Origin of the sequence: Murinocardiopsis flavida (assembly GCF_003014485.1) — a bacterium.
In the GTDB taxonomy this organism is placed as follows: domain Bacteria; phylum Actinomycetota; class Actinomycetes; order Streptosporangiales; family Streptosporangiaceae; genus Murinocardiopsis; species Murinocardiopsis flavida.
The window spans coordinates 16,253-43,121 of the sequence record NZ_PYGA01000039.1; the positions used below are offsets into that span (position 1 = coordinate 16,253).

Below are 26,869 nucleotides of genomic sequence, written 5' to 3' on the forward strand. Positions count from 1 at the left end.
TGACCCACTGCCCGGGCGCGGCGGGTCGGGTCCGGTGCTCGGCCGACCCCCTGTGCATGGCACGCCCAGCGGCTGTCGGCGTACCGGCCTGGCCCGTCCCGATAGGACGTGTTTCGGCGGTCGCCGACCGCCGAAACACGTCCTATCGGTCGAAATCCGGACCGGGACCGGCACCCCGGCGGCCTTTCAAGGCCGGTCGAGCCAGAAGAAGTGCTCGGGGAACTCGCCGTCCTTGCCTCCCCACAGCATCACGACCAGGCGGCCGCCCTCGATCCAGATGCCGCCGCCCGTCTGCGGGCCGCAGCCCGCGCCGCTGGTCACGGAGCCGTCGAGGCCGTGCTTGTCGTTGGTACGGAACATTTTGAAGGTCCAGGTGCAGGCGTTGTCACTGGTGGTGAGGGCCGCGGTGGAACTGCCCTTCTCGATGACGATGTCGTAGCGCCGCTCGGTCTGGTTCGGGAAGGTGCCGGCACCGGTCCAGCGCCCGGCGAACGGCTCGGTGAACACGAACTTGTCGGCGTTGCCACCGCCCTCGACCTTCTGGCCGGTCGGCTTCTCGCCGTCGTCCTTCGCCTTCTTCTCGCCTTCGCTCTTTGCTGTGGTGTCGGCCTTCGCCGGGCCGCTCTCCGGGGCGTCCTTGCGGGGCTGCCCCTTCGACGGTTCCGGCGACGGTTTCGCGGGCGGCGACGGCGCGGCCGCGGCGGGCGGCTTCTCGGCGTCCGCCAGGAAGGGCAGCCCTCCTGTCGCGGCGAGGGCGGCGCCGCCGCCGACCGCGGCGACCACGGCCAGCGCCGCGCCGATCACCGCGAGGCGGACCCCGGCGCCGCGGCGCCGCCCGCCCCGGTGGTCCGCGTCGTCGGGCGGGGCCGCGGCGGGCGGGCCGCCCTGCGCGGCGGCCTCCGGCGCGGTGGCGCGGGCGGGCGCGGTGGGGGCCGGCGGGCCGGCCGCCGCCTCGCGGCGGCCCAGCAGCCGCATCAGCAGGGCGTCGGACGAGGGCCGGTCCGCGGGGTCCTTGGCGAGGCACGCGCCGAGGAGCGACTGCCACGGCTCGGGCAGATGGCGCAGGTCGGGCTCGATCGTCATGACCTTGTGGATGACGGCCGGCACCGAGTCGCCGGTGAACGGCGCCTTCCCGGTGGCGGCGAACACCATGACCGCGCCCCAGGCGAAGACGTCGGCCGATGCCGTCAGCCGCTCGCCGCTGATCTGCTCGGGTGCCATGTAGCCGGGGGTGCCGATGACCGACTGGGTCTGCGCGCCGGTGACGTCGCTGGACTGGGCGATACCGAAGTCGATGACGCGCGGCCCCTCGCCCGCCATCAGCACGTTCGCCGGTTTGAAGTCGCGGTGCACGATCCCGGCCTCGTGGACGGCGACCAGCGCCGTGGCCGTGGCGACGGCGAGCCGGTGCAGGTCGGCTCCTGCGCGCGGCCCGTGCCGGTCGACCTGCTCCTTCAGCGAGGGGCCCTCGACGTACTCGCTGACGATGTAGGGCTGGGCCGAGGCGAAGTCGGCGTCGAGGACCTGCGCGGTGCAGAAGGACGCGACCCGGCGCGCCGCCGCGGCCTCGCGCTCGAAGCGGCGGCGCAGGTCGGCGGACTCCACCCACTCGGCGTCGAGGACCTTGACCGCCACCCGGCCCCCGTCGGCCCCGGTGCCGAGGTAGACGGTGCCCTGCCCGCCCTTGCCGAGCCGGCCGGTCAGCCGGTATCCCCCGATGCTCGTGGGGTCCCCCGCGTGCAGTGGCCGATTCTCCGGCATCGATAACTCCCCGTCGTCGGTGTGCGGCCCGGTGTAGGACGCCCCGCCCCCCGGCCTGGGTTTCGGCGTCCGCCCCACTGTTACGGGATCGATGCCCGCCGGGCGGCCCGGACCAGAGGCCGCCCCCGTCGCCCCCGGCGCGCGTGCGCGGCGTCAGCCCTCTGCGGGGACCCCGCGGGCGCACAGCGGGCATACCGCCGGTTCCCACAGTGTCCCGGCGATCTCGTGCAGGTACACGTACGGGACACCGAGCCGGGCGCCCACCCGGGTGCCGGAATGGGAACCGGCCATGACGGCGCCCAGCGCCGCGACCGTGCAACCGCGGCGCTCCAGCTCGCGCGCCGTGGCGATGACGGCGGCCCCGGCGTTGACGGCGTCGTCGACGACGATGGCGCGCATCCCGCGCAGGTCGGGACTGTCGGGCGCGGCGTATCGGCCCCCGGCCCCGCGCCGGGTGTAGCCGAAGCGCAGGCCGAGTTCGGCCGCCACCCATTGGGCCACGAACGCGCCGCCCTCCAACGGGCCGCAGACGAGATCGGCCTCCTGGTCGGCGAGGCGCCGGGCCAGCTCCCTGGCCGCGGCGCCGAGCCGCTCGGGGTAGGAGGCGAGCAGGTCGAGTTCGAGCCAGACGTCGCCGTGGTGCCCGGACTCGTACCGGAAGTGGCCATGGCGGACGACACCGCTCGGCGGGGCCGGTTCGGACATGGCGGCGATCCTATCGCCGCGGCTCGGCACCCGGGCGCCCGGCCGGGCCCCGTCCCGATCCGCGGGGCGCCGGGGCGGGCGCGGCCGGGTGCGGTTCAGTGGCCGGCGGCGTCGAGGTAGGTCCAGGCGCCGTCGTGGCGGACGAAGCGGCTGTCCTCGCGGAGTTCGCCCTCGCGCCCGTCGTCGCTGTACACCGCGCGGAAGGAGACGGTGCCCTCGGTGTGGAAGGGGCTGCCGTCGCCGGTGGCGAGGATCTCCAGCCGCAGCCAGCGCGTGCCGGGGTCGAGGTCGAGCCGCCGGGGCCGGGTGCGCGGGTGCCAGGTCCGCAGGAGGTACCCGGCGTCGCCCACGGCGCAGGCGGCGTAGCGCGACCGCATGAGCTGCTCTGCGGTCGCGGCGTCGGTGGCGCCGCTGTGCAGGCGGCCGCAGCACCGCCCGTACCCGGTCGCGGATCCGCAGGGGCAGGGGGCCGCGGCGGGGTGGTGGCGCGTTCTCGACACGCCCCCATTATCGGGCCTGTGTGCCGGTGGTCGTTGCGGCGTCCCGCTGCCGGAGGGGTGCGGGTCCGGAGGGGTGCGGGTCCGGTGAGGGCGGGGGCTCAGCGGTCGATGCCCTCTTCCATGGCGCGGGCCTCGTCGGCGCTGATGGGGGTGCGGCCCCGGGCGAGCAGCCAGACCATCGCGGCGAGGGCCGCGACCTGGATCGGCCAGCCCATGATGAGCTTCGACGCGCCGAGGAGGCCCACCATCTGGGCCTCCCACAGCGGGTACTGGACGGCCACCCGGATGACGCAGGGCGCCACGAGCAGCCAGGTCAGCCGGGAGCTGAGTTTGCGGACCGCGGGGTTGTCGCGCCAGCCCGTGAGGTCGCCGGTGACGCTGCCGATGAGCAGGCCGACGGCGGGCCACCGGATGACGATGGTGCCGATGAGCACCACCGCGTACACCGCGTTGTAGATGATCCCGGGCAGGAAGGCGTCCTCGGCCTGGCCCGAGCGCAGCGCGAAGAACGCGGCGATCCCGATGCCGATGAGGCTGTTCAGCACGAACTGCACCGTGGTGCGCTGGACCAGCCGCACCACGGTGAGGACGACGGCCGAACCGATGCCGAGGCCCGCGGCGAGCGGGACGTCCCTGCTGAGGATGAAGGTCAGGGTGAAGGCGATCGTGGGAACGGCCGCTTCGAGCATGCCCCGCTTGCCGCCGAGGACCTTGGCGAGCTGGCCGCGGACGACGGCCTCGACGGTGTCCTCGCTGACGGGCCCGGCCGCCTTGGCGCCGGTGCCGCCCCCGTCGGAGCCGTCCCCGCTGGAGCCGTCCCGATCGGTGCCGCCGTCCCGATCGGTGCCGCCGCCCCTCTCGGAGCCGCCCTGGTCGGAGCCGTCCGCTTCGGGCCCGCTTCCGGCGGCGCCCGGCCCGCCGTTCAGCCCGCCGTCCGGGTCGGCGGTCGCCGTGCCCGCGCGGGCCGCCCGCACCTCGGCGCGGTACTCCTCCTCGAACTGGTCGTCGAGCTCCCTGCGCAGGATCGCCTCGCCGTCGCCGCGGGTGCCGGAAAGCGGCCGGTCGGGGCCGTCCGGGCCGGGACCGCCGGTGTCCGGTGGGGGGACACGGGTGTCGGTCGCTCGGTCCTCGGGGTCCCGGTACTGGTCGGCCATGCTGCTCCAGACGGTCTGCGACGGGCGTCGGCTCGCGGCGTTCGGCGACCTCCAGCGTAGGACACCGGGCGCCGCCGGGGAGGCATCCGCGCGCCGCGCCGGGCCGATGACCGGCGGCGCGGCACACCGCGGCCCCGGGGTCCGGTCGGATCGCCTCTCACTGGGTAGGGCTGCGGCAGTGAGGACGGGCGCCCCGCGGCCGCCCTCGACCGCCGGCCATGACCGCTGCCCATGACCACTGCCCATGATCACCGGCCTCGACCGCCGCCCTTGGGGCGGCCCCGCACGGCCCCGGCCCGATGCCGACCGACGAAGGAGTCCGCAGCAATGCCCACGCAGCCACGCCCCGACCACCTCGCCTACGCCCTCCGCCTGCACACCGTCCTGCACGCCGAGGCGCGCAACGGGCTCGTGTGGTCGCCGTACTCGGTGGCGGCCGCGCTCGGACTCATCGCCGCCGGATCGGGCGGGCGCACCAGGGAGGAGTTCACGGCGCTGTTGGGCGGCGACATCGACGCGCACCTCGCCGCGCTCGACGACGCCGTCACGGGCGACGACGGATTGGCGAGCGCGACGGGCCTGTGGGTCCGCTCCGACCTGCCGCTGCACCCGGAGTTCGAGGCGCGGCTGCGCGCCCGCCCCGACTCCGGTGTCCACCCCGCCGACTTCGAGCACGACCCGGAGGGGGTCCGCAGGACCGTCAACACCGAGGTCGCCAAGGTCACGCGCGGCATGATCGAGGAGCTTCTCGAACCCGGCTGGGTCGCGCCCACCTTCCAGGCGCTGCTGGTCAACGCGCTGTGGATGCGGCTGCAATGGGAGTCGCCGTTCGCGGCCGAGCGCACCGCCCCGCTGGACTTCCACGCACCCGGCGGCACGCGCCGGGTCCCCGCCATGCACAAGGACGCCAAGCTGCCCTACGCCGAGTGGGACGGCTGGCGCATGGTCTCCCTCGCCGGGCAGGGCGGCCTCGTGCTGGACGTCCTGCTCCCGGACCGGGGCGCGGCCGACCTCACCCCGGCGGTGCTGGGCGCCCTGCACCGCGCCGCGTCGGCACGGGACGAGGTGCGGCTGGCGCTGCCCCGCTTCGAGCTCACCGGGCGCGTCGAGCTGGCCGGGCCGCTGGCGGAGACCGGCGTGCGGACGGTGTTCTCCGACGCCGCCGACCTGAGCGGGATCTCCCCGCGCCCGCTCGCCGTCGACCGGGTCATCCACCAGGCGGTCCTCAAGGTCGACGAGAAGGGCGCCGAGGGGGCCGCCGCGACAGCGGTGGGGATGCGGCTCGCGATGGCGCCGGTGAAACCGCGCGTCATCACGTTCACCGTCGACCGGCCGTTCACCGTGGTGGTGCGCAGGCGCGCGGCGATCCTGTTCCTCGGCGAGGTCGCCGCCCCCGAGGACCCCGGCCCGGCACAGTGACGGGCCGGGCGCGGGGTCAGTCGCCGCCGCCTCCGGAGGAGCCGCCGCCGTCGGAGGCGTCGGACCCGCCCGACCCCGCGGGGTCGGCGTAGTCGCCGCGGTCGCGGTCGTCGCCCGCCGTACCGGCCCCCGCACCGCCCTGGGCGCCGGGGTCGACGCCCTTGCGGAGGCGCTCGGCCTCGGCGTCCTCCATGGCCTGCTGCGCCTGAGCGGGCAGTTTCAGGTCGAGGAGGTCGCGGGGCGGCACCGGCTGGTCGCCGCGCACCACGACGAGGGCGGCGAACACCTCCTCGATGCGCTCGGCCGCCTCGGGTTTCATGGCGCCCTCGCCGCGGATGACCCCGCGCAGGAACCAGCGGGGGCCGTCGACGCCGATGAAGCGGGCCGGCTGGCCGAGCTGGTGGCCCTGCTCGTTGGTCTTGCCGGGGACGGCGACGATGGCCCGCAACTCGGTGCCGAACGTGCCCTCGAACTCCTCGGACTTGCCGCCGGCCTCGGTGATCTCCTCGGCGATCTCTGCGCGCACCTCGTCCCACAGGCCGGACAGCTTCGGCGCGGCGAACGGCTGGACCTGGAGCGCGGTGGGCCCGGCGACGATGGTCACGCCGATGACCTTGTTCTGCTGCTGGGCGACGTTGACCTGGACTTCGAGGTCCTCGGCGACGGGGACGTGCAGGCCGCCGAGGTCGACCCGGTTGGTCTCGGGGTAGTCCTCCGAGACGTCCCACGGCCCCGTGGCGCGGTGGACGTCCTCGGCCTTCACCGGCTCGCGTGACTCGCCCTTGGGCAGGTCGGGGCCGATGATGTGGTCGGCGGGGCCGTCAGCGCCGGTCTTCTGACTCTTCTTGCGTCGGCGTCCGAACACGCCACACACCTTTCCGGATCGTGCGGGCCGCCGACTCGGCCGGGGCCCGGCCTCCACACTAGTGCGCCGGTGCGACGCCGAGGTCTCCGTGCCCGCCGCTGGATCCGAAGCCGTTCGCGCCGCGCTCCGACCCGGGCAGTTCGGCCACTTCGTCGAACACCGCGCGCTCGACCCGCTGGATCACGAGTTGCGCCACGCGGTCGCCGCGGCCGAGCCGGACCGGTTCGCGCAGGTCGGTGTTGAGCAGGGTCACCTTGATCTCGCCGCGGTACCCGGCGTCGACCGTCCCGGGGGCGTTGACGAGGGTCAGCCCGCAGCGGGCGGCGAGGCCGGAGCGCGGGTGCACGAACGCCGCGAACCCGTCGGGCAGCGCGATCGCGACACCGGTGCGCACGGTCGCCCGCTCTCCCGGGCCGAGGACGACGTCCTCCGCCGTCATCAGGTCGGCGCCGGCGTCGCCGTCGTGGGCGTAGCCCGGCATGGGGAGGTCGGGGTCGATCCGGCGGATGCGGCATCGCAGCGGCGCGGGGAAGAGGGAATCACTACTCACAACGGGCGAGCCTATCGCGCACGGCACGGCCGTCCGACGACGCCGGGCCGCATGTCACCGCCGCCGCACCGGCCGCAGGGCGGGGACACCGGGGCGGGGCGCCCCGCCGCAGCGGTGCGCCCCGCCCGTCCGCCTCGCCGGCCCTACTCGGCCGCCGCCGGGAGGGTGACCTCGACGTGCAGGTCGGCGTCGTCGGAGGCGTCGAAGTCGAGCCGTGCGACGCGGCCGGCCGCCGCGATGTCGTCGGCGGCGAGGCGGGCGTCGTCGATGTGCTTGCCGCGCACGACGACCCGCTCGATGTCGGCCCGCATGGACAGCTTCGCCTCGGACTTGGCCTTGCGGACGGCGCGCAGCACCTCGGCCGTCGCCGCGAGGACGGCGGGCCCGCCGTCCTGCGCGGCGGTGCGGAGCTCGTCGGCGGCCGGCCACGCAGCGCCGTGCACCGAACCCTCGTGCCACCACGACCACGCTTCGTCGGCGGTGAACGGCAGGAACGGGGCGAACAGCCGGTGCAGTGCCGACAGCGCGATCAGCAGCGCGGTCCGCGCCGAGGCGCCGCGGGCGGAATCGGCCTCGTAGGCGCGGGCCTTGACGAGTTCGAGGTAGTCGTCGCAGAAGTTCCAGAAGAAGCGCTCGACCCGCTCCAGCGCCCGCGTGTGGTCGTAGTCGGCGATCGCCGCGGTGGCGTCCTCGACGGTGTCGGCGAGCGCGGCCAGCATCGCCCGGTCGAGCGGCTCGGTGACCGCGGCGGCGTCGGGCCCGGTGTGCTCGCCCGCGACGGACAGCGCGAACTTGCTGGCGTTGAGGATCTTGATGGCGAGGCGGCGGCCGACCTTCATCTGGCCTTCGTCGAGCGCGGTGTCGGTGCCGAGGCGCCCGCTCGCCGCCCAGTAGCGGATGGCGTCGGAGCTGTACCGTTCCAGCAGGTCGAGGGGCGTGACGACGTTGCCCTTGGACTTGGACATCTTCTTGCGGTCGGGGTCGAGGATCCAGCCGGAGATCGCCGCGTTGGACCACGGTAGCGACCCGTGCTCGAAGTGGGAGCGCACGACCGTGGCGAACAGCCAGGTGCGGATGATGTCCTGGCCCTGGGGGCGGAGGTCCATGGGGAACACGCGGGCGAACAGGTCGTCGTCGCGCTCCCAGCCGCCCGCGATCTGCGGCGACAGCGAGGAGGTGGCCCAGGTGTCCATGACGTCGGGGTCGCCGGTGAAGCCGCCGGGCGCGCCGCGCTGCTCCTCGGTGTAGCCGGCCGGGGCCTCGGACCCGGGGTCGACCGGCAGCGCCGACTCCTCGGGCACGATCGGGGCGTCGTAGCGCGGGTTGCCGTCGGCGCCGAGCGGATACCAGACGGGGAACGGCACGCCGAAGAAGCGCTGGCGGCTGATGAGCCAGTCGGAGTTGAGGCCCTCGACCCAGTTCTCGTAGCGCACCTGCATGTGCTTGGGGCGCCAGTTCAGTTCGCGCCCGCGCTGCACCAGTTCGTCGCGGACGGCGGTGTCGCGCCCGCCGTTGCGGATGTACCACTGGCGGGTGGTGACGATCTCCAGCGGCTTCTCGCCCCGCTCGTAGAACTTCACCGGGTGCGTGATGGGCCTCGGCTCGCCGAGGAGTTCGCCGGAGGCGCGCAGCAGTTCGACGGTGCGCTCGCGCGCGGTGTGCACGGTGGCGCCCGCGAGAGCGGCGTACGCCTCCTTGGCGGGGGCGGAGTCGACACCGGCCGGCGGCTCGGCGACGATGCGGCCGTCCCAGCCGATGACGGGACGGGTGGCGAGTTGCAGCTCGCGCCACCAGGTGACGTCGGTGGTGTCGCCGAAGGTGCAGATCATCGCGATGCCGGAGCCCTTGTCGGGGTCGGCGAGGCGGTGCGCCTTGACGGGGACCTCGACGCCGAACAGCGGGGTGCGCACGGTGGCGCCGAAGAGGTCCTGGTACCGCTCGTCGTCGGGGTGCGCGACCAGCGCGACACACGCGGCGAGGAGTTCGGGGCGGGTGGTCTCGATGGTGACGTCGGAGCCGTCGGGGCGGTGGAACGCCAGCGTGTGGTAGGCGCTGGGCCGTTCGCGGTCTTCGAGCTCGGCCTGGGCGACCGCCGTGCGGTAGGTGACGTCCCAGAGGGTGGGCGCCTCGGCCATGTACGCCTCGCCGCGCGCGAGGTTGCGCAGGAAGGAGCGCTGCGCCGCGGCGCGGGAGTTGTCGTCGATGGTGGCGTAGGTATGGCGCCAGTCGACGCTCAGCCCGAGCCGCCGCCAGATGGACTCGAAGACCTTCTCGTCCTCGACGGTGAGGATGTCGCACAGCTCGATGAAGTTGCGCCGGGAGATGGGCACCTGGCGCTTGGGGTCGGGCTTGGCCGGCGGCTCGAACGCGGGGTCGTAGGGGATCGAGGGGTCGCAGCGGACGCCGTAGTAGTTCTGCACGCGGCGCTCGGTGGGCAGGCCGTTGTCGTCCCACCCCATGGGGTAGAAGACGGACTTGCCGCGCATGCGCTGGAAGCGCGCGACGATGTCGGTGTGGGTGTAGGAGAAGACGTGGCCGATGTGCAGCGACCCCGACACCGTGGGCGGCGGGGTGTCGATGGAGTAGACGTCGGGGCGGCTCGCCGTACGGTCGAAATGGTAGACGCCGGACTCATCCCACACGTCTACCCACTTCGCCTCGATACCGTCGAGCGAAGGCTTGTCGGGCACGCTGAAAGAATGAGAGCGGTTGGTCATGAGGGCAATGGTATTGGTCTGCCCGGCATGATCGCTCCGGTTTCCGAACAGCCCCGCAGCCGAATCGGGGCGGGCGGGCGCCGGGGCGACACCCCTTGTCCGACCGGCCTGCTGCGGTGCCCGGCATGGCAGGATTTCGGGCACAGGACCCGAGGAGTGCGATGCTTCCGGGAGCCCCTACTGCGCCGCTTCGCGATTTCCGCGCAGCGGGGGCCCGCGAGCCCGGAACGATCCACTGGACACGGCCCGGAAGCCGTGACCGCGCGCGGCGCCACGCACCGCACCGGCCGCGGCACCTCTCACGACAACGGAAGCGGATGGCACACATGGCAGACAAGGACGGCGAGCTGACCGCCCGCATCGTCGGCGGGGTCGCCTCGCTGGCGGCCGGGTTCGTGGCCCGCAAGGTCATCACCCTCGCCTGGACCAAGGTACGCGGGGAGGAGCCGCCGGACGACCCGGAGTCGCCCGACATCAGCCTCGGCGAGGCCATCGCCTGGGCGGTCGTGACCGGCGTGGGGATGGAGGTCGCCCGCGTGGTGGCCGTGCGCTACGCGCACAAGCGGTTCGCGCCGCGCCGCCACCGCGAGATCGAGGACCTGCCGGTCTGACACCCGGCGCTGCGGGGAGCGGCGGGGCCGGGATACGCCCCGGCCCCGCCGCTCCCCCGCTGGCGTGCGCTAGTCGGTCCGCTCGCCCTCGGCGGGGAGTTCGCGGCCCGTGGCGCCGTCGATGACCGGGGTCGGGGCGGGTGTGACGGAGGGTGCGCGCATGCGCAGGTCGTGCCGGATGGCGCGGGCCAGGCTGAGGGTGCCCGTCCGGTTCAGCGCGCCGCCGGCCACGGCGCCGGTGAGGTAGGGGCCCAGGGTGGTGAGGTGGCGGCCCATGAGCCGCATGAGCCGCTTGCGCAGCGCGGTCTTGGCCGCGGCGCCGAGCGCGACGGCGAAGGTCTGGGTGCCCTGGAGCGGGTCGATCCCGCGCTTCTTCGCCCAGGAGACGAGGTAGCCGGAGGTGCGCTGCAAGGGGGTGCCGCCTACCGGCACGCCGTAGACCTCGTGCAGTTCGCCGAGCAGCTTGACCTCGATGGCGGCCACCACCACGGACTCGGCCGCGATCTGGGCCGGTGCGGTCAGCAGCAGCGGGGGTGCGGTGAACTGGACGGCGGCCAGCGCGCCGCCGGCCGCGCCCACAGTTGTGGTGCCGTTGGCGGCGTTGCGCACCAGCGCCTCGGCGAGCTCCTCACCCGTGAGCCCGTTGTAGTGGGCGATGAGGGTGGCGCGGTCGCGGACCGGGATGCGCGGCGCGATCTCGTTGGCGAACAGGTCGGTGATCCAGCGCCCGCCCGCGACGCCCTTGGCGCCCGCGGCGCGTGCGCTGCGGGCGAGCGCGGCCGAGAGGCGGCCGAGCAGTTTCGCGCGGCCCTTGTCGTCGGTCTCGCCCTCGGCCATGATGCGGGTGACGAGCTCGCCGACCTCGGCCGAGCGCTCCAGTTCGGTGCCCGGCTCCGCGGGCTCACCGCCGGGCGGCTGCTCATCGCGGCCGTCGCGGCCGTCGCCGCCCGCACCCTTGCCGCCGGTGCGGTTCCACTTCGTGCGGGCCACCCTCTCCCCTCTCGTCCGGCTCAGCGGGCCGCTGGCGTCGGCTCACTACCCTCAAAGGTAGGCGACGGAACAAGGCGTCCCATGGCGGTCCCGACCCTGAGAAACGGCGAAGCGCCCCCGGTTCTTCCCGGAGGCGCTTCGCGGCGCCACAGCGCCGAGGCGAGGAGAGTGGACATCGTCCGCCGGACTAGGTGCACTCCTTGCACACAAGTCGGCCGTTCCTCTCCTCGGCGAGCTGACTGCGGTGGTGGACGAGGAAGCACCGCGAGCAGGTGAATTCGTCGGCCTGGCGCGGAAGGACCCGCACTGCCAGTTCTTCACCGGACAGGTCGGCGCCCGGAAGCTCCATGCCTTCGGCGACCTCATCGGGGTCGACGTCGATGGTGCTGGTTCCCTTGTCCACCCGACGCGCCTGCAACTCTTGCAGGCTGTCCTCGCTAAGGTCCTCGTCGGTCTTGCGCGGGCTGTCGTAGTCGGTGGCCATTCTTGTTACTCCATCCCCCTCGTTCTATGCCTCGTCTGCGCGCTTGTAACGCTCAAGAGCCGCGTCTTGTGCCCAAAACGGTCAGAAAATTCCGCGGGCGTTAGTGGACTATGACCCCTCCCGGGTGCACGCACACCGGACAGCGGCAATGGGTGGCCGCATGCGGCCGCGCTGCGCGCCGCTCTGCGGTCCGTTCCCTTGTGCTACCCAACGCCCAATGAGAATCGCGACCGATTCTTCGCCTTACCTCGCACCACGCGGGCTGCGGGCCACCCTCGGGTGGCGAGGCCAGGACCGACACGTCACCGCCGGGGTGAACTCCCCCGGCGTATCCACGCCGGGGGAAGCATACCCATAGCGGGAAGCGACCCGAACCGCCAGGAGCCGTGTCGTCGGACACGTATGAATACCACGGTTGAGCGGCGTTGCGCAGGCCGGACAGGTGAATATCCGAAACCGCCCGCGCCGCGGCGGTCTCAGCGCCCGCCGGCGGCCGGCTCCCGGCCGTCCTGCGGGAACCGCACCGTGACGACCAGACCGCCGCCCGCGCGGGCCCACGCGACGACCTCGCCGCCGTGCGCGCGCACCACGGAACGCACGATGGACAGGCCCAGCCCCGCGCTGCGGTGCGAGCGCAGCCGCTCGCCGGAACCCCGCCGGAACGGCTCGAACAGCCCCTCGATCTCGTAGGCGGGGATCACCGCGCCGGAGTTCTCGACCTGGACCGCGGGAGACCCTTCGTTGATGCCGGAGCGGACCGTGATCTCGCCGTCGGCGACGTTGTAGCGCAGCGCGTTCTCGACGAGGTTGCCGACGAGCCGTTCGAGCAGGACGGGGTCGCCCCCGACGAACGCCTCGCCGAGGTCGGTGCGCAGCCGCAGGCCCCCGCCGTCGATCTCGGACTTGAGCTGGCTGAGGACCGTCGCCGAGACCTCGCCGAGGTCGACCTGGGTGCGGACGTCGAGCTCCCGGTCGCTCTTCGCGAGGAAGAGCAGCCCGTCGATGAGCCGCTCGTGCCGCTCGTTGGTCTCCAGCAGGGTGCGGCCGACGGTCTTGAGGTCGGCCGAGGTGTCGGGGTCGGCGAGCGCGACCTCGAGGAGGGTGCGGTTGATGGCGAGCGGCGTGCGCAGCTCGTGGGAGGCGTTGGCGACGAAGCGCCGCTGGCCGTCGAACGCGCGGTCGAGGCGCTCCAGCATCCCGTCGAAGGTGTCGGCGAGCTCGCGGATCTCGTCGTCGGGGCCGCTGAGCGCGATGCGTTCGTGCAGGGAGCGCTCTGAGAGCCGCCGCGCGATCCGGGTGATCTTGTGCAGGGGCGACAGCGCCCGCCCCGCCACGACGTAGCCGAGGCCCACGGCGAGCAGCCCCACGACGACCAGGGCGAGGATGGAGAACCGGGTGGTCTCGGCCAGGACGCCCTCGATGTAGCTGCTCTTGTAGTCGGCGAACACCACGGGGTCGACGTCGAGGGGGGTGGCGAACTTCAGGCTCGACAGGACCCCGGCGACGATGACGTAGTTCAGCAGCACCAGCAGGGAGCCGGCGGCGAAGAACAGCATCCCGTAGATGAGGGTCAGCCGGGCCCGCAGGCTGATGTTGTCGCTGAAGTGGTGCATCCGCCCCGAGACGGTGCGCGCCGACGCGGAGGGCGCCGACGACGGCGCGGCAAGGCGCCGCCAGGTCCCGGTCTCACCGGGCGGGGTGGGCGACACCTCGTTCTGCGGGGCGGCCGCGGCGTCGCCGCCCGGCCGGTCCGGCGCCGGACCCGACCCGGCGGGGCCGGACGCGAGGCCGCCCGGGTTCAAATCCGGTACCCCGCCCCCGGCACCGTCTGCACGATGGGCGGCTCGCCGAGTTTCTTGCGCAGGGTCATGACCGTGACCCGCACGACGTTGGTGAACGGGTCGGCGTTCTCGTCCCACGCCTTTTCGAGCAGCCCTTCGGCGCTGACGACGGTGCCGCCGGCGCGCATGAGGACTTCGAGGACCGCGAACTCCTTGGGCGTGAGGGGGACGGTGCGGCCGTCGCGCTCGACGGTGTGGTTGGCGGGGTCGAGGGTGATGCCGCCGCGCTCCAGGACCGGCGGGAGCGGCGGGGCCGCGCGGCGGCCCAGCGCCCGGACCCGGGCGACCAGCTCGGCGAACGCGAACGGCTTCGCCATGTAGTCGTCGGCGCCCAGGGTGAGGCCCTCGACCTTGTCGCTGAGCTCGCCCGCTGCGGTGAGCATGAGGATGCGGCCGGTGTAGCTGCCCGCCACGAGGCTGCGGGCGACGTCGTCGCCGTGGGTGCCGGGGAGGTCGCGGTCGAGCACGATGACGTCGTACTCGTTGACACTGGTGCGTTCGAGCGCGCTGTCGCCGTCGTAGGCGACGTCGACGGCGATCGACTCGCGCCGCAGGCCTACGGCCACGGCGTCGGCGAGGACCTGCTCGTCTTCGACAACGAGTACACGCACTGCTGACCTTCGTTCCGTTGCAGCGGGCGAGGGAAAAAGGGCCGCTGCCGGCGCATCCCCCAACACACCGGCAGCGGCGTTCAACCCCCGGCTGCGTAAACCGTTTTCGCACACTCCCAGTAAAAGCGGAGTAAAACTTCGCAGCTCATGTGCGGTCTCAACGACACGCACCGGGGAAGATCCTCGGCACTCCCAAGTCTCAACTTAGGACCGCGAAGCTGCTTCGGCAACTCGGAACCCGCGAAGTTGGTGACTTGGAGCGAAAAACAGAGGGATATGGGCGATTTCGCGCAGATTTGTGCGATCAGCCCGGAACGAGGAGCCGCCGCCGGCGTATCCCCCAACCGCCGGCGGCGGCTGTTCACCCCGCACATCTCAAAACTGACACATCACCGATAAGAAGCCGATAAGAGGAAGCGAAAACCAACGGATGTGGTATAGGACACGTGTTTGCTTGGTCGTCGCGTTTCCGGGGCGCTTTAGGCCGATGTCTTCCCTCCTGCTTGCTTGGTCGCCGCGGTTCCGGGGCGCCTTAAGCCGATGTCTTCCCTCCTCGCTCGTCACTCCCTCGTACCTCGGTCGCTCCTCGCTCGTCAGTCCAGACACCGGCGCGCCCCTCCACCGCGACTCCGGAGACACCCCCTGGGGATGAGCTTCAAAACCCCCTCGGGTGACCGGCCTGCTTGCCCGGTCGTTGTGGTTCCGGCGACACACCCTCGGGATGAGGCACAAACCCCCCTTGGGTGACCGACCTACTTGTCGGGTCGTTGTGGTTCCGGCGACACCCCCTGGGGATGAGGTACAAACCCCCTCGGGCGGAGGTTCAAAACCCCCTCTGGCGGAGGTTCGAGAGGACCTCGGGTTGCGCTCTGCTGATTTCGGGGCGGAATAGTGACCCTGCCTACCGGGTTGGTGGGGCTGTTGGCATCATGATGGGGCTGCGGTCCGCTTCCGGCACAGCGTCGTGCCGCGGATGTGAACTTCTCGAACGGCGCGGGTTTGGCGCTCCCCCGGATCGGGGTAGGGCACCGGCGGCCTTCTGGTGAGAGATGGGGTGTGTTGTGATGGGCGAGTTCCTGACCGAGATCAGGCTCCGCGTGACGGAGACGTACACGTCGCTCCAAGCCGCTCAGGCGGCAGGAGACGACTTCCTCGCCGACGCCCATGCGTCGGAGCTGGAAAACCTGCACAGCATCGCCGTCCGCAATGGGGTCGACCCCCACTGCCTGTGATGCGCGGCTGAGCCGCACGGCGCCCTCGCCGCCGCTGCGGTGCACCGCGGAGAACACGGGCGCCCGCCCCGGGAGGTCCGGGGCGGGCGCCCGTTCCATGTCCCGCCGGTTCAGCCGTCGGTGTCGGCGCCGAGCGGTTCCAGCAGGTCGTGCAGTTCCTCGAAGAGACCGGGGACCGCGGCGATCACCAGGTCGGAACCCGGCCCGGCGCCGCGCAGTCCGCCCACCCGAACCCCGGCCTCCGCCGCGACCAGCGCGGCAGCCCCCCAGTCCCAGGCGTTGGTGCCCCGCTCGTAGTAGCCGTTGATCCGCCCCCGCGCGAGGTCGCACAGGTCCAGCGCCGCGGCGCCCACCCTGCGGATGTCGCGGACGCGGGGCAGCACCGTCGCCAGCACCGCCGCCTGGTGGGCCCGGCGCCGCGCCTCGTAGCCGAACCCGGTGCCGACGAGCGCCATGTCCAGTGCGACGGCGCCGGGGGCGCGCAGGGGCTCCCCGTTGACGCTCGCCCCGCCGCCCCTGGTGGCCGTGAACGTCTCGCCGAGGGCGGGCGCCGCGACGACCCCCGCGACGATCTCTCCGTCGACCTCGGCGGCGATGCTCACGGCCCACTCGCGGCGGCCGTAGAGGTAATTGACGGTCCCGTCGATCGGGTCGACGATCCACCGCACCCCGCTGGTGCCGGCCTCCTCGCCGCCCTCCTCGCCCAGCCAGGCGTCGCCGGGGCGCGCCCCGAGGAGGCGCCGCCGGATCTGCTCCTCGGCCGCGCGGTCCATGGCGGTGACCACGTCGGTGGGCGAGGACTTGGTGTCGAGCACCCGGATGCCGGCCTGGCCGTCGGCCGCCAGCCGGCCGGCCTCCAGTGCCGCAGCGAGTGCGAGTTCGAGCAGTTCCTTGGGCTCGGCGTGCGCTGCGGCGCCGTCGGGCCGGCCGCGGTTCTCGATGCCGGGCATGTGTGTCGGATCCCCCCATTGCGGCGTCCGTTGTTCCGCCGTGCGGCCGCCGCACCTCCCGGCGGTTCCTCCGTGCCCCGGGGACGCGGCGCGTCCCCGGGGTTCCCGTGGTTCGCCTCGACCATCAGAGCAGGTCGGGGCGGCGCCACTCCTTGCCGTGCACGTGGTGGTCGAGGAAGGCGAACACCGTCTCGTACCAGACCCCGATGTTGCCGGGGGTGAGGATCCAGTGGTTCTCGTCCGGGAAGTACAGGAACTTCGCGTCGACCTCGTGCTCGACCAGGTCCCACCAGAGCCGCAGGCCCTCGCCGATGGGCACCCGGTAGTCCTTGTCGCCGTGGATGACCAGCATCGGGGTGCGGATCTCCGCGACGTGGCGGTGCGGGGTGTTGCGCAGGTACCGCTCGGGCCGGGTGTGCTGCTCGCCGAACTCGCACTCCCACACGGGCGGGGAGTCGGTGACGGGCGCGAAGGAGTCGAGCGCCCACAGCGAGGCGTGGCTGACGATGGCCTTGAACCGGGCGGTGTGCCCGGCGATCCAGTTGGCCATGTACCCGCCGAAGGAGCCGCCCATCATGGACGTGCGGGTGGCGTCGATGTCCTCGCGGGCCTCGGCGGCGTCGGTGATGGCCATGACGTCGGCGAAGGTGCGCGGCCCCCAGTCGCCCCACGCCCGGCGCAGCATGTCCTGGCCGTAGCCGGTGGACAGCGCGGGGTCGGGCAGCAGGACGGCGTAGCCGCGTTCGGCGAGCAGCCACGGGTTCCACCGCCACGACCAGCCGTTGAAGCTCATGTAGGGCCCGCCGTGCACCCAGACGACCAGCGGGGCGGGCGAGCCGGGGGCCGCGTCGGCGGGCAGCACCAGCCAGGACCTGATGGTGGTGCCGTCGTCGGCGGTGGTGTCGATCTCGGTGAGGCTGCCGGGCAGCTCCAACGGCTCCAGGGGCGACCGCAGGGCGGTGGGCTGCTGGTCGGCCGCAGCGGGGGTGAGCCGGACGGGTGCCGGCGGCGCGTCGAACGCGTCGCGCAGCGCGTAGAGCGCGGTGCCGTCCCGGGCGGGATTGAGTGCGCTGTAGGCGCCGTGGTCGCCGGTGAGGCGGGTGACCGCGCCGCCGTCGACCTCGACGCGGAACACCGGGCGCCGCCCCGCTTCGTCGGCGACGAACAGGACGGCGCCGCCGTCGGCGGTCCAGGCGATCTCGCGCGGCCACAGTTCGTGGTCGGGCAGCAGGTCGCGTGCTGCTCCGGTGGCGGTGTCGATGAGCCAGAGGGTGGAGTCGCGGGGGTCGTCGTAGGCGCCGTCGAAGTGGCTCACCGCGGCGATGGCGGCGCCGTCGGGTGCGAAACGGGCGGCGCCGTAGTGGTGTTCGGCGTTGTCGGGGGTGAGGATGCGCCGCTCGCCGGTCGCGGTGTCGATGAGGGCGAGGCGGCGGAGCTGCCTGCCCCGGGGCTGCGGCTCGGTCCAGTTGACGAGGGCCGTGCGGCCGTCCCTGCTCAGTTCGGTGCCCGTGTTCAGCAGGGCCTTGCCGGCCTCGGGTGTGAGGTCGCGCTGCGCGCCGAGTCCCGCGTCGCCGTCGGCGGGCGCGGCGGCGGTGAACAGGCGGGGCAGGGTGGGGCCGACGTCGTGGTCCCAGGACCGCACCGGGCTGCTCTCGTGCAGGATGGCGCTGACCTTGGCGTCGGCGCGGGCCTTGCGGGCCTTGGTGTCGGCGTCGTCGTCGGCGGAGTCCGGGTGCAGGGCGCTGAGGAAGGCGACGGTGCCGTCGTCGGCCGTTGCCACGCCGGAGAAGCCGCCGGGGCGTGCGGCGACGCGGCGGGCCTCGCCGCCGCCGGCGGGGAGCAGCCACAGCGCGGCGGCATCGCCCTGGTTCTCGGGGGTGCTCTCGGCGTCGGGCCGGGCGGAGGTGAACAGCAGCGAGCCGTCGGGCAGGAACGCGGGTCCGGCCTCGCCGGCAGCGGAGCGGGTGATGCGCCGCGCGGCGCGCTCGCCGCCGGGGTCGATCTCCCACAGTGCCGTGCCGAACGCCGTCCCGTCGGGCCCGGGTTCGCTGACGGGGGCGATGAGCCGCCCGCCGTCGGGTGAGAGCAGCAGCCCGCCCACCCGGCGCAGTGCGATGTAGTCGGACATCTCGACCCACGGACGAACCACGAACAGCCTCCACACATCCCGGCGCGAATCAGGGTGCCGACCCTATCGAGCGGGTCAGTGCGGGGTCACCGCTGGGCGCAGCAGTCGGGCGGGCAGGTGTGCGACCTCGGGGTCCACCGGCTCAGGCCCTGGGGCTCGGTACCGGCGGCGCGCTCGGCGACGAGCTCGCGGACCATGGCGGCGAAGCGGGGGTGCGCGCCGGGCGCCTTGGCGCGCACCAGCGCCATGCCGAGCTTCTTCGCGGTGTCGGCGGCCTCGACGTCGAGGTCGAACTTGACCTCCATGTGGTCGGACACGAACCCGTGCGGGACCACGGCGACCGCCTGGACGCCTTCGTCGGCGAGCTCCGCGAGGCGGTCGTTGATGTCGGGTTCCAGCCACGGCTGGCTGGGCGGCCCGCTGCGGCTCTGGTAGACGACCTCGTGGCCGCGGGCCCCGTCGGCGCCGTCGACCCGCTCGGTGATGAGGCGGGCGGCCTCGGCGAGCTGGGCCGGGTAGGCGCCGTCGGGCCCGTAGTCGCGCCGCGGGTCGCCGCTGGCCAGGGCCATGGCGGTGGGGATGGAGTGCGCGGAGTACAGCAGCCGGGCTCCGGCGCGGAGCCCTTCGGGCAGGCCCAGCAGCGCGGCGCGGGTGTTCTCGGCGAAGGGCTCGATGAAGCCGGGGTGGTCGAAGTAGGGCCGGATCAGCTCGATCTCGGGCGCCGCCGCGCCGACGGCCTCGCGGGCGCGGTCGATGTCCTCCAGGTACTGGCGGTGGCTGGAGTAGTTGCTGTAGGCGGAGGTGGCGAGCGCGACGACGCGGCGCACCCCGTCCTTGGCCATCTGGGCGACCGTCTCGGCCAGGTAGGGGTCCCAGTTGCGGTTGCCCCAGTAGACCGGCAGGTCGACGCCGTTCGCCGCGAAGTCGGCGCCGATCGCCTCGACGAGGTCGCGGCACTGCTGGTTGATGGGGCTGACCCCGCCGAAGAGGTAGTAGTGCTCGCCGACCTCGGCCAGGCGCTCCCTGGGGATCCCGCGTCCGCGGGTGACGTTCTCCAGGAACGGGATGACGTCCTCGGGCTTCTCGGGGCCGCCGAAGGACATCAGCAGGAACGCGTCGTAGGGCCTCATGCCTCCTATGAAACCAGCACCCCGCGGCACCCTTGCGCCGCCCCGCTGTGAGTCGCCGCACCCTCGCGGGCGGCCCCGGTCCGCCCCCGCAGAGGGGATACCCACGCGGTGCCGCCCGCTGTAACGTGCCGACCCATGACGAACGTGCTGTGGCGCAATTGGGCGGGGACCGAGACGGCGGCGCCGCGCCGGACCGTCGCCCCCAACAGCGGTGCCGACATCAGCGCCGCCGTGCGCACGGCGGCGGCCGACGGGCTGCACGTGCGCATGGTCGGGACCGGGCACTCCTTCACGGGGGTCGCGGTCACCGACGGTGTGCTGCTGTCCCCCGCGTCGCTCACCCGCATCCGCTCGGTCGACGCCGGGACGGGCACCGCCACCGTCGAGGCGGGCCTGCCGCTGTGCGACTTCAACGAGGCGATGGCGGCGCGCGGGCTGGCGCTGGCCAACATGGGCGACATCGCGGTGCAGACCATGGCGGGCGCGGTGCAGACCGGCACGCACGGCACCGGCCGCGACCGCGGCGGGCTCGCGGCGCAGGTCCGGGGGATGGAGCTGGTCCTCGCCGACGGGTCGACGGTGGCGTGCTCGGCCGACGCCGACGCCGAGCTGTTCCAGGCGGCGCGGGTAGGGCTGGGCGCGTTCGGCGTCGTGACCGCGCTGACGATGGCGGTGGAGCCGGCGTACCTGCTGCACGCCCGCGAGGAGCCCATGGCGCTGGACGAGGTGCTGGACCGGCTGGCGGAGCTGCGTTCCGACAACGAGCACTTCGAGTTCTTCTGGTTCCCGCACACCGGGCGGACCAACACCAAGCGGAACAACAGGGTGGCGGGCCCCGCGGCGCCGCTGTCGCCGTTCAAGCGCCGCCTCGACGACGAGTTCCTCTCCAACACCGTCTTCGATGTGGTCAACCGGGTCGGCCGCCGGGTGCCCGCCGCGATCCCGGCGATCAACCAGGTGTCGGCGCGCGCGCTGTCGGCCCGCTCCTACACCGATGCCTCCTACGAGGTGTTCGCCAGCACCCGGCGGGTGCGCTTCGTGGAGATGGAGTACGCGATCCCGGCGGCGGAGCTCCCGGCGGTGCTGCGCGAGGTCCGGCGCATCGTCCGGCGCGGCGGGCACCGGATCAGCTTCCCGGTCGAGGTGCGGTTCTCCCCCGCCGACGACGTGTGGCTGTCGACCGCGTACGGGCGCGAGACCGCCTATGTCGCCGCGCACGTCTACACGGGGTCCGACCACCGGGCGTACTTCGCCGACCTGGAGGCGGTGTTCGCCTCGGTGGGGGGCCGCCCGCACTGGGGGAAGCTGCACACGCGCGGCCGGGACTACCTGGAGCGGGTCTACCCGCGCCTCGGCGACGCCCTCGCGGTCCGCGACCGGGTCGACCCGCACCGCAGGTTCGGCAACCCCTACCTGGCCTCGGTCCTGGGCGACTAGCGAGCGCCCCAGGCGGACGTGCCGCGTGCCGCCCGCGACCCACCGGCCGTACGGAAACGGGCCTCCGACCGGGTCGGGAGGCCCGTTTCCGCATCACGGCCTCAGGAGGCGGTCACTCCGCGGGTGCCTGGCGGACCCCGGGGTTGGCCTCGTCCTCCTGCTGCGGGGCGGGGTTGCCGCCCTGCTCCTGGCCGCCCGAACCGCCGCCGTCCTGCTCGCCGCCGTCGCCGGGGTCGGGCTGCTCCGGCTGCTCCGGCCCCCCGGTGTCGCCGGGCTGCTGGGGCTGCTCGCCGCCGGGCTGCTCACCGCCCGGCTCGGCCGGCTGCGAGGGCTGGACCTCGGGCCCGCCGGTCGGCTGGTCACCGCCGCCGGGCGCGGTGGGCCCGGGGTCGGGGTCCTGCTGCTGCGGCTGCTCCTGCTGCTCGTACCCGCCGAGCAGCGACGGGCCCGAGTGGGTGTCGGTCCCGCGCACCGTGTCGGTCATGGACCTGCCGGTGAACAGCTCGAAGAGCAGGATGACGATCATCACGAGGGCGAACACCACCGCCGCGGGGATGACCAGCATCCGGTACTTGCGCCACCACGCGGCCCAGCCCCCCTGCTCCGGCCCGCCGTCCTCGGACCCGCCGGACCCGCCGTACCGTTCGGGGTCGCGCCGGCCGCTGACAGCGCCCAGCACCTGGGTGGCGCCGGGGTCGGCCGAGCCGTCGGGGCCGACCGGGGCGAACAGCTCGGTCGCCGGGTCCGCGGGCCCTTCGGCGCCGGGCACGGACGCGGTGTCGTCGCCGGTGCGGGTGCCCACCGCGGGCATGGCCCTGGTGGTGGTGGGGTCGGCGCCGTGGTCCGTGCGCGTGTGCGGCGCTTGGGGTTCGACCGCCACTGCGGTGTGGACGCCGCCGGGGCGCTTGGCCCGTTCGGCGAGGTCGCGTGCGCGCTCCCCGCTCTCCTTCAGGTAGTGCTGGGCGACCGCCGTGCCCGCCGTGCTCATGACGCTCATGATCGCGGCGCCCGCGATCGTGCCGTACACCCCGAGATAGGAGGCCGCCGTCGCGGCGGTGAGAGTCGCGACACCGCCCCCGGCAAGCTGGGACATGCTCAGGTCGATCCGCTTCTTCTTCTCCTGGTCCCCCTCGCCCATCCTCCCCCCTCCAGACCGCCGCACCGTTGCGGCGGAACCTTTCGTCGCCCATCCCTGTGGGCCTGCTCAGCGCGAACAGGCCACCCGTCCATAACCGGACAACTGCAACGCTCCCCCTCAATGTTCCGATTACCGACAGGCATTGGATCTATCACTCTTCGGTCGCATCGCGCGTGTCGACTTGCGATCATGCTCATTTATCTGCGTTTTATCGCAGATCATGGGGGCTTCGCCCGGCACGTACCGCTCACGGGGGGCGGCGGGATACGATCTCCCGCGGGCCGTCAATACCTGTTTTGTCCGGTTGTCCGCCGTGGTCCGGGGCGCCACTGGGGCTCCCGTGCCAAGATGGGACGGGAGAAACGCGGGATCCGGGGTACTCCCCTGGGCATTGGGACACATACCTACACAGCGCGCATTCGGGATCCGCACGGGCCTCGGCAGCCGCCCCGCTCTCGGGTCACGGCCCGATCGCCTGCTTCGGACATGCCGGAGGCGGTACTAGCCCAACAGGCCGATGCCGACAAGACTGACGACGTGGGGGATGGCTCCAAGGACATACCCTCGACGGGACGCGAAAGAGGGAGGGCGATGCAGGAGCTTCGCCTCGCCGCCGTCAGCGAAGACGGCACCTACCTGGTGCTGGCCACCGCCGGCCGGGGAACCCGTTTCATGCTGCCTGTCGACGATCGTCTCCGCGCCGCCGTGCGCGGCCAGTTCTCCCGGCTCGGCCAGTACGAGATCGAAGTGGAGAATCCGTTGCGCCCGAAGGAAATCCAGGCCCGGATCCGCTCCGGTGAGACCGCGGAGTCCATCTCCGAGGTCTCGGGCATCCCCATCGAGCGGGTGCGCTGGTTCGAAGGTCCCGTACTCCAGGAACGCGAGTACATCGCCCAGCAGGCGCAGCGCGCCTCGGTCCGCCGCCAGGGGGAGGCCACGCCCGGCCCCCTCCTCGGCGACCTGGTGACCGACCGCGTCGGCGGCCACCAGTTGGAGACCGGGGACGCCGCCTGGGACGCCTGGAAGCGCGAGGACAACACCTGGCAGCTCCGCCTCTCCTACCTCGCCCGCGGCGAGGCCCGTGTGGCGCACTGGATCTATGAGCCGCGGCGCCGCTCGGTCACGGCCTTCGACGAGGAGGCCGACCGCTTCTCCGGGCCCGCCGAGCCCGCCGCCGATCCCGGCCCTGCGAACGTCACCCCGTTCGTGCCGCGCCGCTCCGGCAGCGAGCCCGCGCAGCAGCCCGCCCAGCCGCCCGCGCAGCATTACGGCGAGCCGCGCGGCCAGGAGCCCCGGGGCCAGGAGCAGCGCCCGGCCGATCCTCGCGCGCGGGAGCTGTGGCCGAGCGAGCCGCGCCCGTCCCGGGCCGAGCCGCCCGCCGCGCAGCGCACGGGAGCCCCGGCACCCGCTCCGGCGGGCGAGCCCGCTCCCCGGCACCGCCCCGATCCGCTGGGCGCGCCGCCGCCCGCCCGCACGCCGGTGTCCCCCGGCCGGGCCCCCGTCACGGGGCCGCCCGCCGCGCCGCAGCGCAGCGAGCCCGCTCCCGCGGCGCAGCCCCGGCAGCCCGAGCGTCCCGAGCGGTCGGCCGATCCGGCGCCGCGGCCGGAGCGCCGCGAGCGCCCGCCCATGGCACCGCCGACCCCGCAGCGGTCCGCGCCCGCGGCGGCGGGCGAGGGCGACGGCACCCGCACCGACTCCTCGGCGCCGGTCCCCGCCGCGGCGGCGGGCGGCGTCGCACCGGCGACGCCCGAACCGCCCCGGCGCAAGGGGCGCGGCCGCCGCGCCTCGGTCCCCTCGTGGGACGAGATCATGTTCGGCGCCAAGAAGTCCGACTGAACGGCGCATTGCGCAGCCAGAAGAGCTGAGCAGCCCGAAGAGCTGAGCAATCAGAAGAGGGGGGCTCCCCCCGCACCGGCGGGAGCCCCCCTCTTCGCATGCACGGGGCCGATGCGCCCCGCCGCGCCGCTCAGGGCGCGCCGGTGCGCTCCCCCGGCGGCTGCTCAGCGAGGAAGGGCCGGACCATCGGCCCGGTGATCCCCGAGGCGAACGCGACCGACTCGGCGAAGTCGGCGTCGACGGCGACGTAGCTGCCCGCCCCGGCGCCCACCGACAGGTGCAGGTTCGCGACCTCCGCGCGGCGCTGGAACAGCGACTGCTTCCATGTCCAGCCGATGATGGCGTCGGACTCCACGACCGCCTGGTCACGGCTGAGCGACCCGGACCGGACGCTGACGAGGCGGCCGTCGAACCCGTGGCCGAGGGAGCGGTACCGGTCGATGCCGAGGGGGATCCCCAGCAGGGCGAGGACGGCGAACAGGATCGCGGCCGGGTAGGCGCCCCAGACCGCCGCTGCCGCGGCGAGCGCCGTCCAGGGCGCGATCGCGCGGAACAGCCGCCGCGAGCGCGCCGCGGCGGGGTGCGGGCGCAGCGTCCCGGTGAACGGGGCGAGGGCGCGGTCGACGATGCCCATGACGGTGGCGCGGTCCCCGATGGGCAGCAGCGCCGCCCGGGTCGCCGTGTCGCCCAGGCCGGTGACGATGGCGCTCAACCGCACAGCGGAGCGTGTGCGCTGCAAGGGGTTGTCGGCGAGTTCGTGACCGCGGATGCGGCGGTGCTCCAGTGTCACGCTCCGCCGGGTGAACAGGCCGCGCTCGGCGACCAGGGAGTCGCCCCGGCGCAGCAGCGTGAACCCCCAGTGCGTGATGGCGTAGCTGACCACGGCGAACACCGGCATCAGCACGAGCAGCAGGAGGACCGCCGCGACGAGGAGCCCGACCAGCACGATGGTGGCGGACTGCGCGATCTCCTCGGCGGCGGTGACCGCCTCCTCGGGGTCGAACATCGCGCCGAGCCCATCGAGGTTCTGGCCGATGAAGCCCAGTACGGCGGCGATGGCGGCGAAGGGGGTCAGCAGGTAGGCGAGGCTGAGGACCGCGTAGAGGTACCAGGTCCGCGGCATCGTGAAGTAGACGGTCTCGGCGGGTTCGGCGACCGTCGGGTGCTGCTCGCCCGGCGGCCGGTCCGCCTCGGCGGGCTGCGCCGCAGTGGGATCGCCGTCCGGCGCGGGCGCGCCCTGCGGGGCGGTGAGCGCCGCCTTGCGGCGCAGGAGGAGGTCGCGCAGCCGGTCGGCCTCCGCGCGGCTGACGGCGTCGAGCTTGCCCTCCTCGCTGCCGCCGCCCCCCGCCGCCGCCTCGATCTTGACGACGGACAGGCCGAGCGCGCGGTGCAGCAGGGTCGAGGTGATGTCGACGCCGCGGATCCGCTCCAGGGGTATGGTCCGCCGCGAGCGGCTGATCAGGCCCTTGCGGATCTCGAACCGCTCGGCGCCGACCCGGTAGTGGAAGGTCCGGTAGGTGACGAGCCCGCTGACGAGCATCCCGGCGAACGCCACGGCCGCGGAGCCCAGCAGCCAGGGGTTGACGTTGTAGCTCCCGGCGATCACCGCGGCGCCCATGGGGACGATGAGCCCTTTGAGGTAGCTGATGGGCGCGGTGACCATCGTGAGAGGGCTGAGCCGGTGCTCGGGCTCCTCCGGCGGCGGGGGCGGCCCGGCGCCGGCGTCCTCGACGCCCGGCGCAGGGTCGGACGCGGGGTCGGTGTCGGGGGCGCGGTCGGCGTCCTCGTGGCCGGGCGCGGGGTCGGGGTCGGGGTCGGCGTCCTCGGCGCCGGGCGCGGGCGCGGTGTCGGGTGCGGGGCCGCCGTCGGGCCGAGCCGCGGCATCGGTACCGGGCCGCGGTGCCGCCTCCGCGGGCGGCGCGCCCGCGCCCTCGGCGGCCGGACCGGCGGCGTCCGGCGCGGGACGCTCGGGCGGTGCCGCGTCCGCTCCGCCCGCGCCCTCGGGAACCGCGGGATCGGGGGCGGTCACGTGGCGTCGTTCCGCATCTGCCCGGCGCGCGCGGCGAGGTCCTCGCTGATGCGCTGCGCGTCGGCGGCGTCGAGCCCTTCGATGGTCGAGGAGCCCGCGTGGGAGGCGGTCTGCACCTCGAGGGTGGCGACCTTGAACAGCCGCTCCATCCAGCCCTGGGTGTGGTCGACGGTCTGGATGCGGTTGATGGGGACGAGCTGCCACTGGCGGTTGATCCAGCCGGTGCGCGTGTAGATGACGTCCTCGGTGACCTCCCAGCGGTGCACGCTGTAGCGCCAGCGGGGCGAGATGATGGTGCTCGCCGTGGCGTACAGCGCGAACGCTCCGGGCGCCCACCAGATGTTGGTGAGGACCGGGCCGGGCACCCAGTCCCATTCGGCGTAGCCGATGCCGAATGCCGCGCCGCTGAGGAGCGCGACGCCGATGGCGGATCCGATGGCGGCCCCGAGGGTCCACATGGGGACGGCGCGCGGTGAAACGCGGTTCTCGGGCGGGCGCAGGCGTGCGGTGGTCACACCCGCAGAGTCTAGGGCGTGTTCCCGCGGATCATTCCGGGCTCGCGGCCACCAGGACGACGCTCGCTGCGCCGATCGGCTCGAACAGCCAACCAGGCTGAACCACGCAGATCGGCTTGCGAGCCCCGCCCTGGACGGCCGCTCGCTGATCCGAAAGCATCCACGGAACACGCCCTAGATCGTTGATGGGTAATTGTTGGCTGGTCAGTGGTCGTAAGCGATCAGAGAACGCTTGACCGGTGCGCCGATGTGCCAGTTGTGCCAGA

Annotated in this window: 23 protein-coding genes; 5 read left to right on the forward strand and 18 right to left on the reverse strand. The window is 73.6% G+C overall.

The window, feature by feature from the left end:
- Positions 1-186: 186 nt before the first annotated feature.
- The 4 genes from CLV63_RS34260 to CLV63_RS34855 form a co-directional block, all read right to left on the reverse strand.
- Positions 187-1,761: a serine/threonine-protein kinase gene (locus tag CLV63_RS34260; RefSeq protein ID WP_211301576.1), complete on the reverse strand. Its 1,575-nt coding sequence runs from the start codon at positions 1,759-1,761 to the stop codon at positions 187-189.
- Positions 1,762-1,914: 153 nt separating this feature from the next.
- Positions 1,915-2,466, reverse strand: a complete 552-nt coding sequence (locus tag CLV63_RS31640; RefSeq protein WP_106586926.1) for an orotate phosphoribosyltransferase — start codon at positions 2,464-2,466, stop codon at positions 1,915-1,917.
- A 95-nt stretch (positions 2,467-2,561) separates the two neighbouring features.
- Positions 2,562-2,966, reverse strand: coding sequence for a YchJ family protein (locus CLV63_RS31645; protein ID WP_106586927.1), 405 nt, complete (start codon positions 2,964-2,966; stop codon positions 2,562-2,564).
- A gap of 98 nt (positions 2,967-3,064) precedes the next feature.
- Positions 3,065-3,892, reverse strand: a complete 828-nt coding sequence (locus CLV63_RS34855; protein ID WP_394339824.1) for a DUF3159 domain-containing protein — start codon at positions 3,890-3,892, stop codon at positions 3,065-3,067.
- A gap of 555 nt (positions 3,893-4,447) precedes the next feature.
- Here CLV63_RS34855 and CLV63_RS31655 point away from each other — a divergent pair.
- Positions 4,448-5,539, forward strand: coding sequence for a serpin family protein (locus tag CLV63_RS31655; RefSeq protein WP_106586929.1), 1,092 nt, complete (start codon positions 4,448-4,450; stop codon positions 5,537-5,539).
- Between the two features lie 16 nt (positions 5,540-5,555).
- Here the strand turns inward: CLV63_RS31655 and CLV63_RS31660 are convergent, their stop codons facing one another.
- The 3 genes from CLV63_RS31660 to valS form a co-directional block, all read right to left on the reverse strand.
- On the reverse strand, positions 5,556-6,404 hold the full coding sequence (locus CLV63_RS31660) for a DUF3710 domain-containing protein (protein ID WP_106586930.1): 849 nt from the start codon (positions 6,402-6,404) through the stop codon (positions 5,556-5,558).
- Positions 6,405-6,462: 58 nt separating this feature from the next.
- Positions 6,463-6,954, reverse strand: coding sequence for a dUTP diphosphatase (gene dut, locus CLV63_RS31665; RefSeq protein ID WP_281260781.1), 492 nt, complete (start codon positions 6,952-6,954; stop codon positions 6,463-6,465).
- Positions 6,955-7,097: 143 nt separating this feature from the next.
- Positions 7,098-9,671, reverse strand: coding sequence for a valine--tRNA ligase (valS, locus tag CLV63_RS31670; RefSeq protein ID WP_106586932.1), 2,574 nt, complete (start codon positions 9,669-9,671; stop codon positions 7,098-7,100).
- Positions 9,672-9,997: 326 nt separating this feature from the next.
- On the opposite strand from valS, the gene CLV63_RS31675 reads away from it, so the two are divergent.
- Positions 9,998-10,282 (forward strand): DUF4235 domain-containing protein, encoded by a 285-nt coding sequence (locus tag CLV63_RS31675; protein WP_106586933.1) that lies wholly within the window; start codon positions 9,998-10,000, stop codon positions 10,280-10,282.
- A gap of 69 nt (positions 10,283-10,351) precedes the next feature.
- Here CLV63_RS31675 and CLV63_RS31680 read toward each other — a convergent pair whose 3' ends face one another.
- From CLV63_RS31680 to CLV63_RS31695, 4 genes are all read right to left on the reverse strand, one after another.
- Positions 10,352-11,272 (reverse strand): hypothetical protein, encoded by a 921-nt coding sequence (locus tag CLV63_RS31680; RefSeq protein WP_394339823.1) that lies wholly within the window; start codon positions 11,270-11,272, stop codon positions 10,352-10,354.
- Positions 11,273-11,459: 187 nt separating this feature from the next.
- A complete protein-coding gene (locus CLV63_RS31685) occupies positions 11,460-11,756 on the reverse strand; it encodes a DUF4193 domain-containing protein (RefSeq protein ID WP_106586934.1) in 297 nt (98 codons plus the stop codon).
- A 476-nt stretch (positions 11,757-12,232) separates the two neighbouring features.
- Positions 12,233-13,558 (reverse strand): ATP-binding protein, encoded by a 1,326-nt coding sequence (locus CLV63_RS31690; RefSeq protein ID WP_106586935.1) that lies wholly within the window; start codon positions 13,556-13,558, stop codon positions 12,233-12,235.
- The gene (locus CLV63_RS31695; RefSeq protein WP_106586936.1) at positions 13,555-14,208 is read right to left on the reverse strand and encodes a response regulator transcription factor; all 654 of its coding nucleotides are present in this window, start codon (positions 14,206-14,208) and stop codon (positions 13,555-13,557) included. Before CLV63_RS31695 ends, CLV63_RS31690 begins: the two co-directional genes overlap by 4 nt.
- A 1,064-nt stretch (positions 14,209-15,272) precedes the next feature.
- Between CLV63_RS31695 and CLV63_RS33880 the strand changes: the two genes are divergently transcribed.
- Positions 15,273-15,440, forward strand: a complete 168-nt coding sequence (locus CLV63_RS33880) for a hypothetical protein (protein ID WP_170134394.1) — start codon at positions 15,273-15,275, stop codon at positions 15,438-15,440.
- 110 nt (positions 15,441-15,550) lie between these two features.
- On the opposite strand, the gene CLV63_RS31705 is transcribed toward CLV63_RS33880, so the two are convergent.
- From CLV63_RS31705 to CLV63_RS31715, 3 genes are all read right to left on the reverse strand, one after another.
- Complete coding sequence (locus CLV63_RS31705) at positions 15,551-16,390, reverse strand: inositol monophosphatase family protein (RefSeq protein WP_106586938.1); 840 nt, start codon at positions 16,388-16,390, stop codon at positions 15,551-15,553.
- A gap of 124 nt (positions 16,391-16,514) precedes the next feature.
- Complete coding sequence (locus CLV63_RS31710) at positions 16,515-18,539, reverse strand: S9 family peptidase (protein ID WP_106586939.1); 2,025 nt, start codon at positions 18,537-18,539, stop codon at positions 16,515-16,517.
- A gap of 65 nt (positions 18,540-18,604) precedes the next feature.
- Complete coding sequence (locus CLV63_RS31715) at positions 18,605-19,648, reverse strand: ferrochelatase (protein ID WP_106586940.1); 1,044 nt, start codon at positions 19,646-19,648, stop codon at positions 18,605-18,607.
- Positions 19,649-19,783: 135 nt separating this feature from the next.
- Here CLV63_RS31715 and CLV63_RS31720 point away from each other — a divergent pair, with 135 nt between their 5' ends.
- Positions 19,784-21,085, forward strand: coding sequence for a D-arabinono-1,4-lactone oxidase (locus tag CLV63_RS31720; RefSeq protein WP_106586941.1), 1,302 nt, complete (start codon positions 19,784-19,786; stop codon positions 21,083-21,085).
- 112 nt (positions 21,086-21,197) lie between these two features.
- Here CLV63_RS31720 and CLV63_RS31725 read toward each other — a convergent pair whose 3' ends face one another.
- Positions 21,198-22,223 (reverse strand): hypothetical protein, encoded by a 1,026-nt coding sequence (locus tag CLV63_RS31725; protein WP_106586942.1) that lies wholly within the window; start codon positions 22,221-22,223, stop codon positions 21,198-21,200.
- A 591-nt stretch (positions 22,224-22,814) separates the two neighbouring features.
- Here CLV63_RS31725 and sepH point away from each other — a divergent pair.
- Positions 22,815-24,059 carry a septation protein SepH gene (gene sepH, locus CLV63_RS31730; protein ID WP_106586943.1) on the forward strand — a complete coding sequence of 415 codons (1,245 nt, stop codon included), beginning with the start codon at positions 22,815-22,817 and terminating at the stop codon, positions 24,057-24,059.
- A 130-nt stretch (positions 24,060-24,189) separates the two neighbouring features.
- On the opposite strand, the gene CLV63_RS31735 is transcribed toward sepH, so the two are convergent.
- The 3 genes from CLV63_RS31735 to CLV63_RS34265 form a co-directional block, all read right to left on the reverse strand.
- Positions 24,190-26,088, reverse strand: coding sequence for a PH domain-containing protein (locus CLV63_RS31735; RefSeq protein WP_106586944.1), 1,899 nt, complete (start codon positions 26,086-26,088; stop codon positions 24,190-24,192).
- Complete coding sequence (locus CLV63_RS31740) at positions 26,085-26,603, reverse strand: PH domain-containing protein (RefSeq protein ID WP_245929257.1); 519 nt, start codon at positions 26,601-26,603, stop codon at positions 26,085-26,087. Before CLV63_RS31740 ends, CLV63_RS31735 begins: the two co-directional genes overlap by 4 nt.
- A gap of 31 nt (positions 26,604-26,634) precedes the next feature.
- Positions 26,635-26,869, reverse strand: a 235-nt coding sequence (locus CLV63_RS34265) for a hypothetical protein (RefSeq protein WP_211301577.1), incomplete at its 5' end; no start/stop codon positions are given.

What these genes read in the sequence shown, in the direction of transcription:
- CLV63_RS31640 (WP_106586926.1), bottom strand. Translation starts at nt 2,466, where the DNA reads ATGTCCGAACCGGCCCCGCCGAGCGGTGTCGTCCGCCATGGCCACTTC.
- CLV63_RS34260 (WP_211301576.1), bottom strand. Translation starts at nt 1,761, where the DNA reads ATGCCGGAGAATCGGCCACTGCACGCGGGGGACCCCACGAGCATCGGG.
- CLV63_RS31705 (WP_106586938.1), bottom strand. Translation starts at nt 16,390, where the DNA reads ATGCCCGGCATCGAGAACCGCGGCCGGCCCGACGGCGCCGCAGCGCAC.
- CLV63_RS31720 (WP_106586941.1), top strand. Translation starts at nt 19,784, where the DNA reads ATGACGAACGTGCTGTGGCGCAATTGGGCGGGGACCGAGACGGCGGCG.
- CLV63_RS33880 (WP_170134394.1), top strand. Translation starts at nt 15,273, where the DNA reads ATGGGCGAGTTCCTGACCGAGATCAGGCTCCGCGTGACGGAGACGTAC.
- valS (WP_106586932.1), bottom strand. Translation starts at nt 9,671, where the DNA reads ATGACCAACCGCTCTCATTCTTTCAGCGTGCCCGACAAGCCTTCGCTC.
- CLV63_RS31725 (WP_106586942.1), bottom strand. Translation starts at nt 22,223, where the DNA reads ATGGGCGAGGGGGACCAGGAGAAGAAGAAGCGGATCGACCTGAGCATG.
- sepH (WP_106586943.1), top strand. Translation starts at nt 22,815, where the DNA reads ATGCAGGAGCTTCGCCTCGCCGCCGTCAGCGAAGACGGCACCTACCTG.
- CLV63_RS31655 (WP_106586929.1), top strand. Translation starts at nt 4,448, where the DNA reads ATGCCCACGCAGCCACGCCCCGACCACCTCGCCTACGCCCTCCGCCTG.
- CLV63_RS31685 (WP_106586934.1), bottom strand. Translation starts at nt 11,756, where the DNA reads ATGGCCACCGACTACGACAGCCCGCGCAAGACCGACGAGGACCTTAGC.
- CLV63_RS31715 (WP_106586940.1), bottom strand. Translation starts at nt 19,648, where the DNA reads ATGAGGCCCTACGACGCGTTCCTGCTGATGTCCTTCGGCGGCCCCGAG.
- CLV63_RS31675 (WP_106586933.1), top strand. Translation starts at nt 9,998, where the DNA reads ATGGCAGACAAGGACGGCGAGCTGACCGCCCGCATCGTCGGCGGGGTC.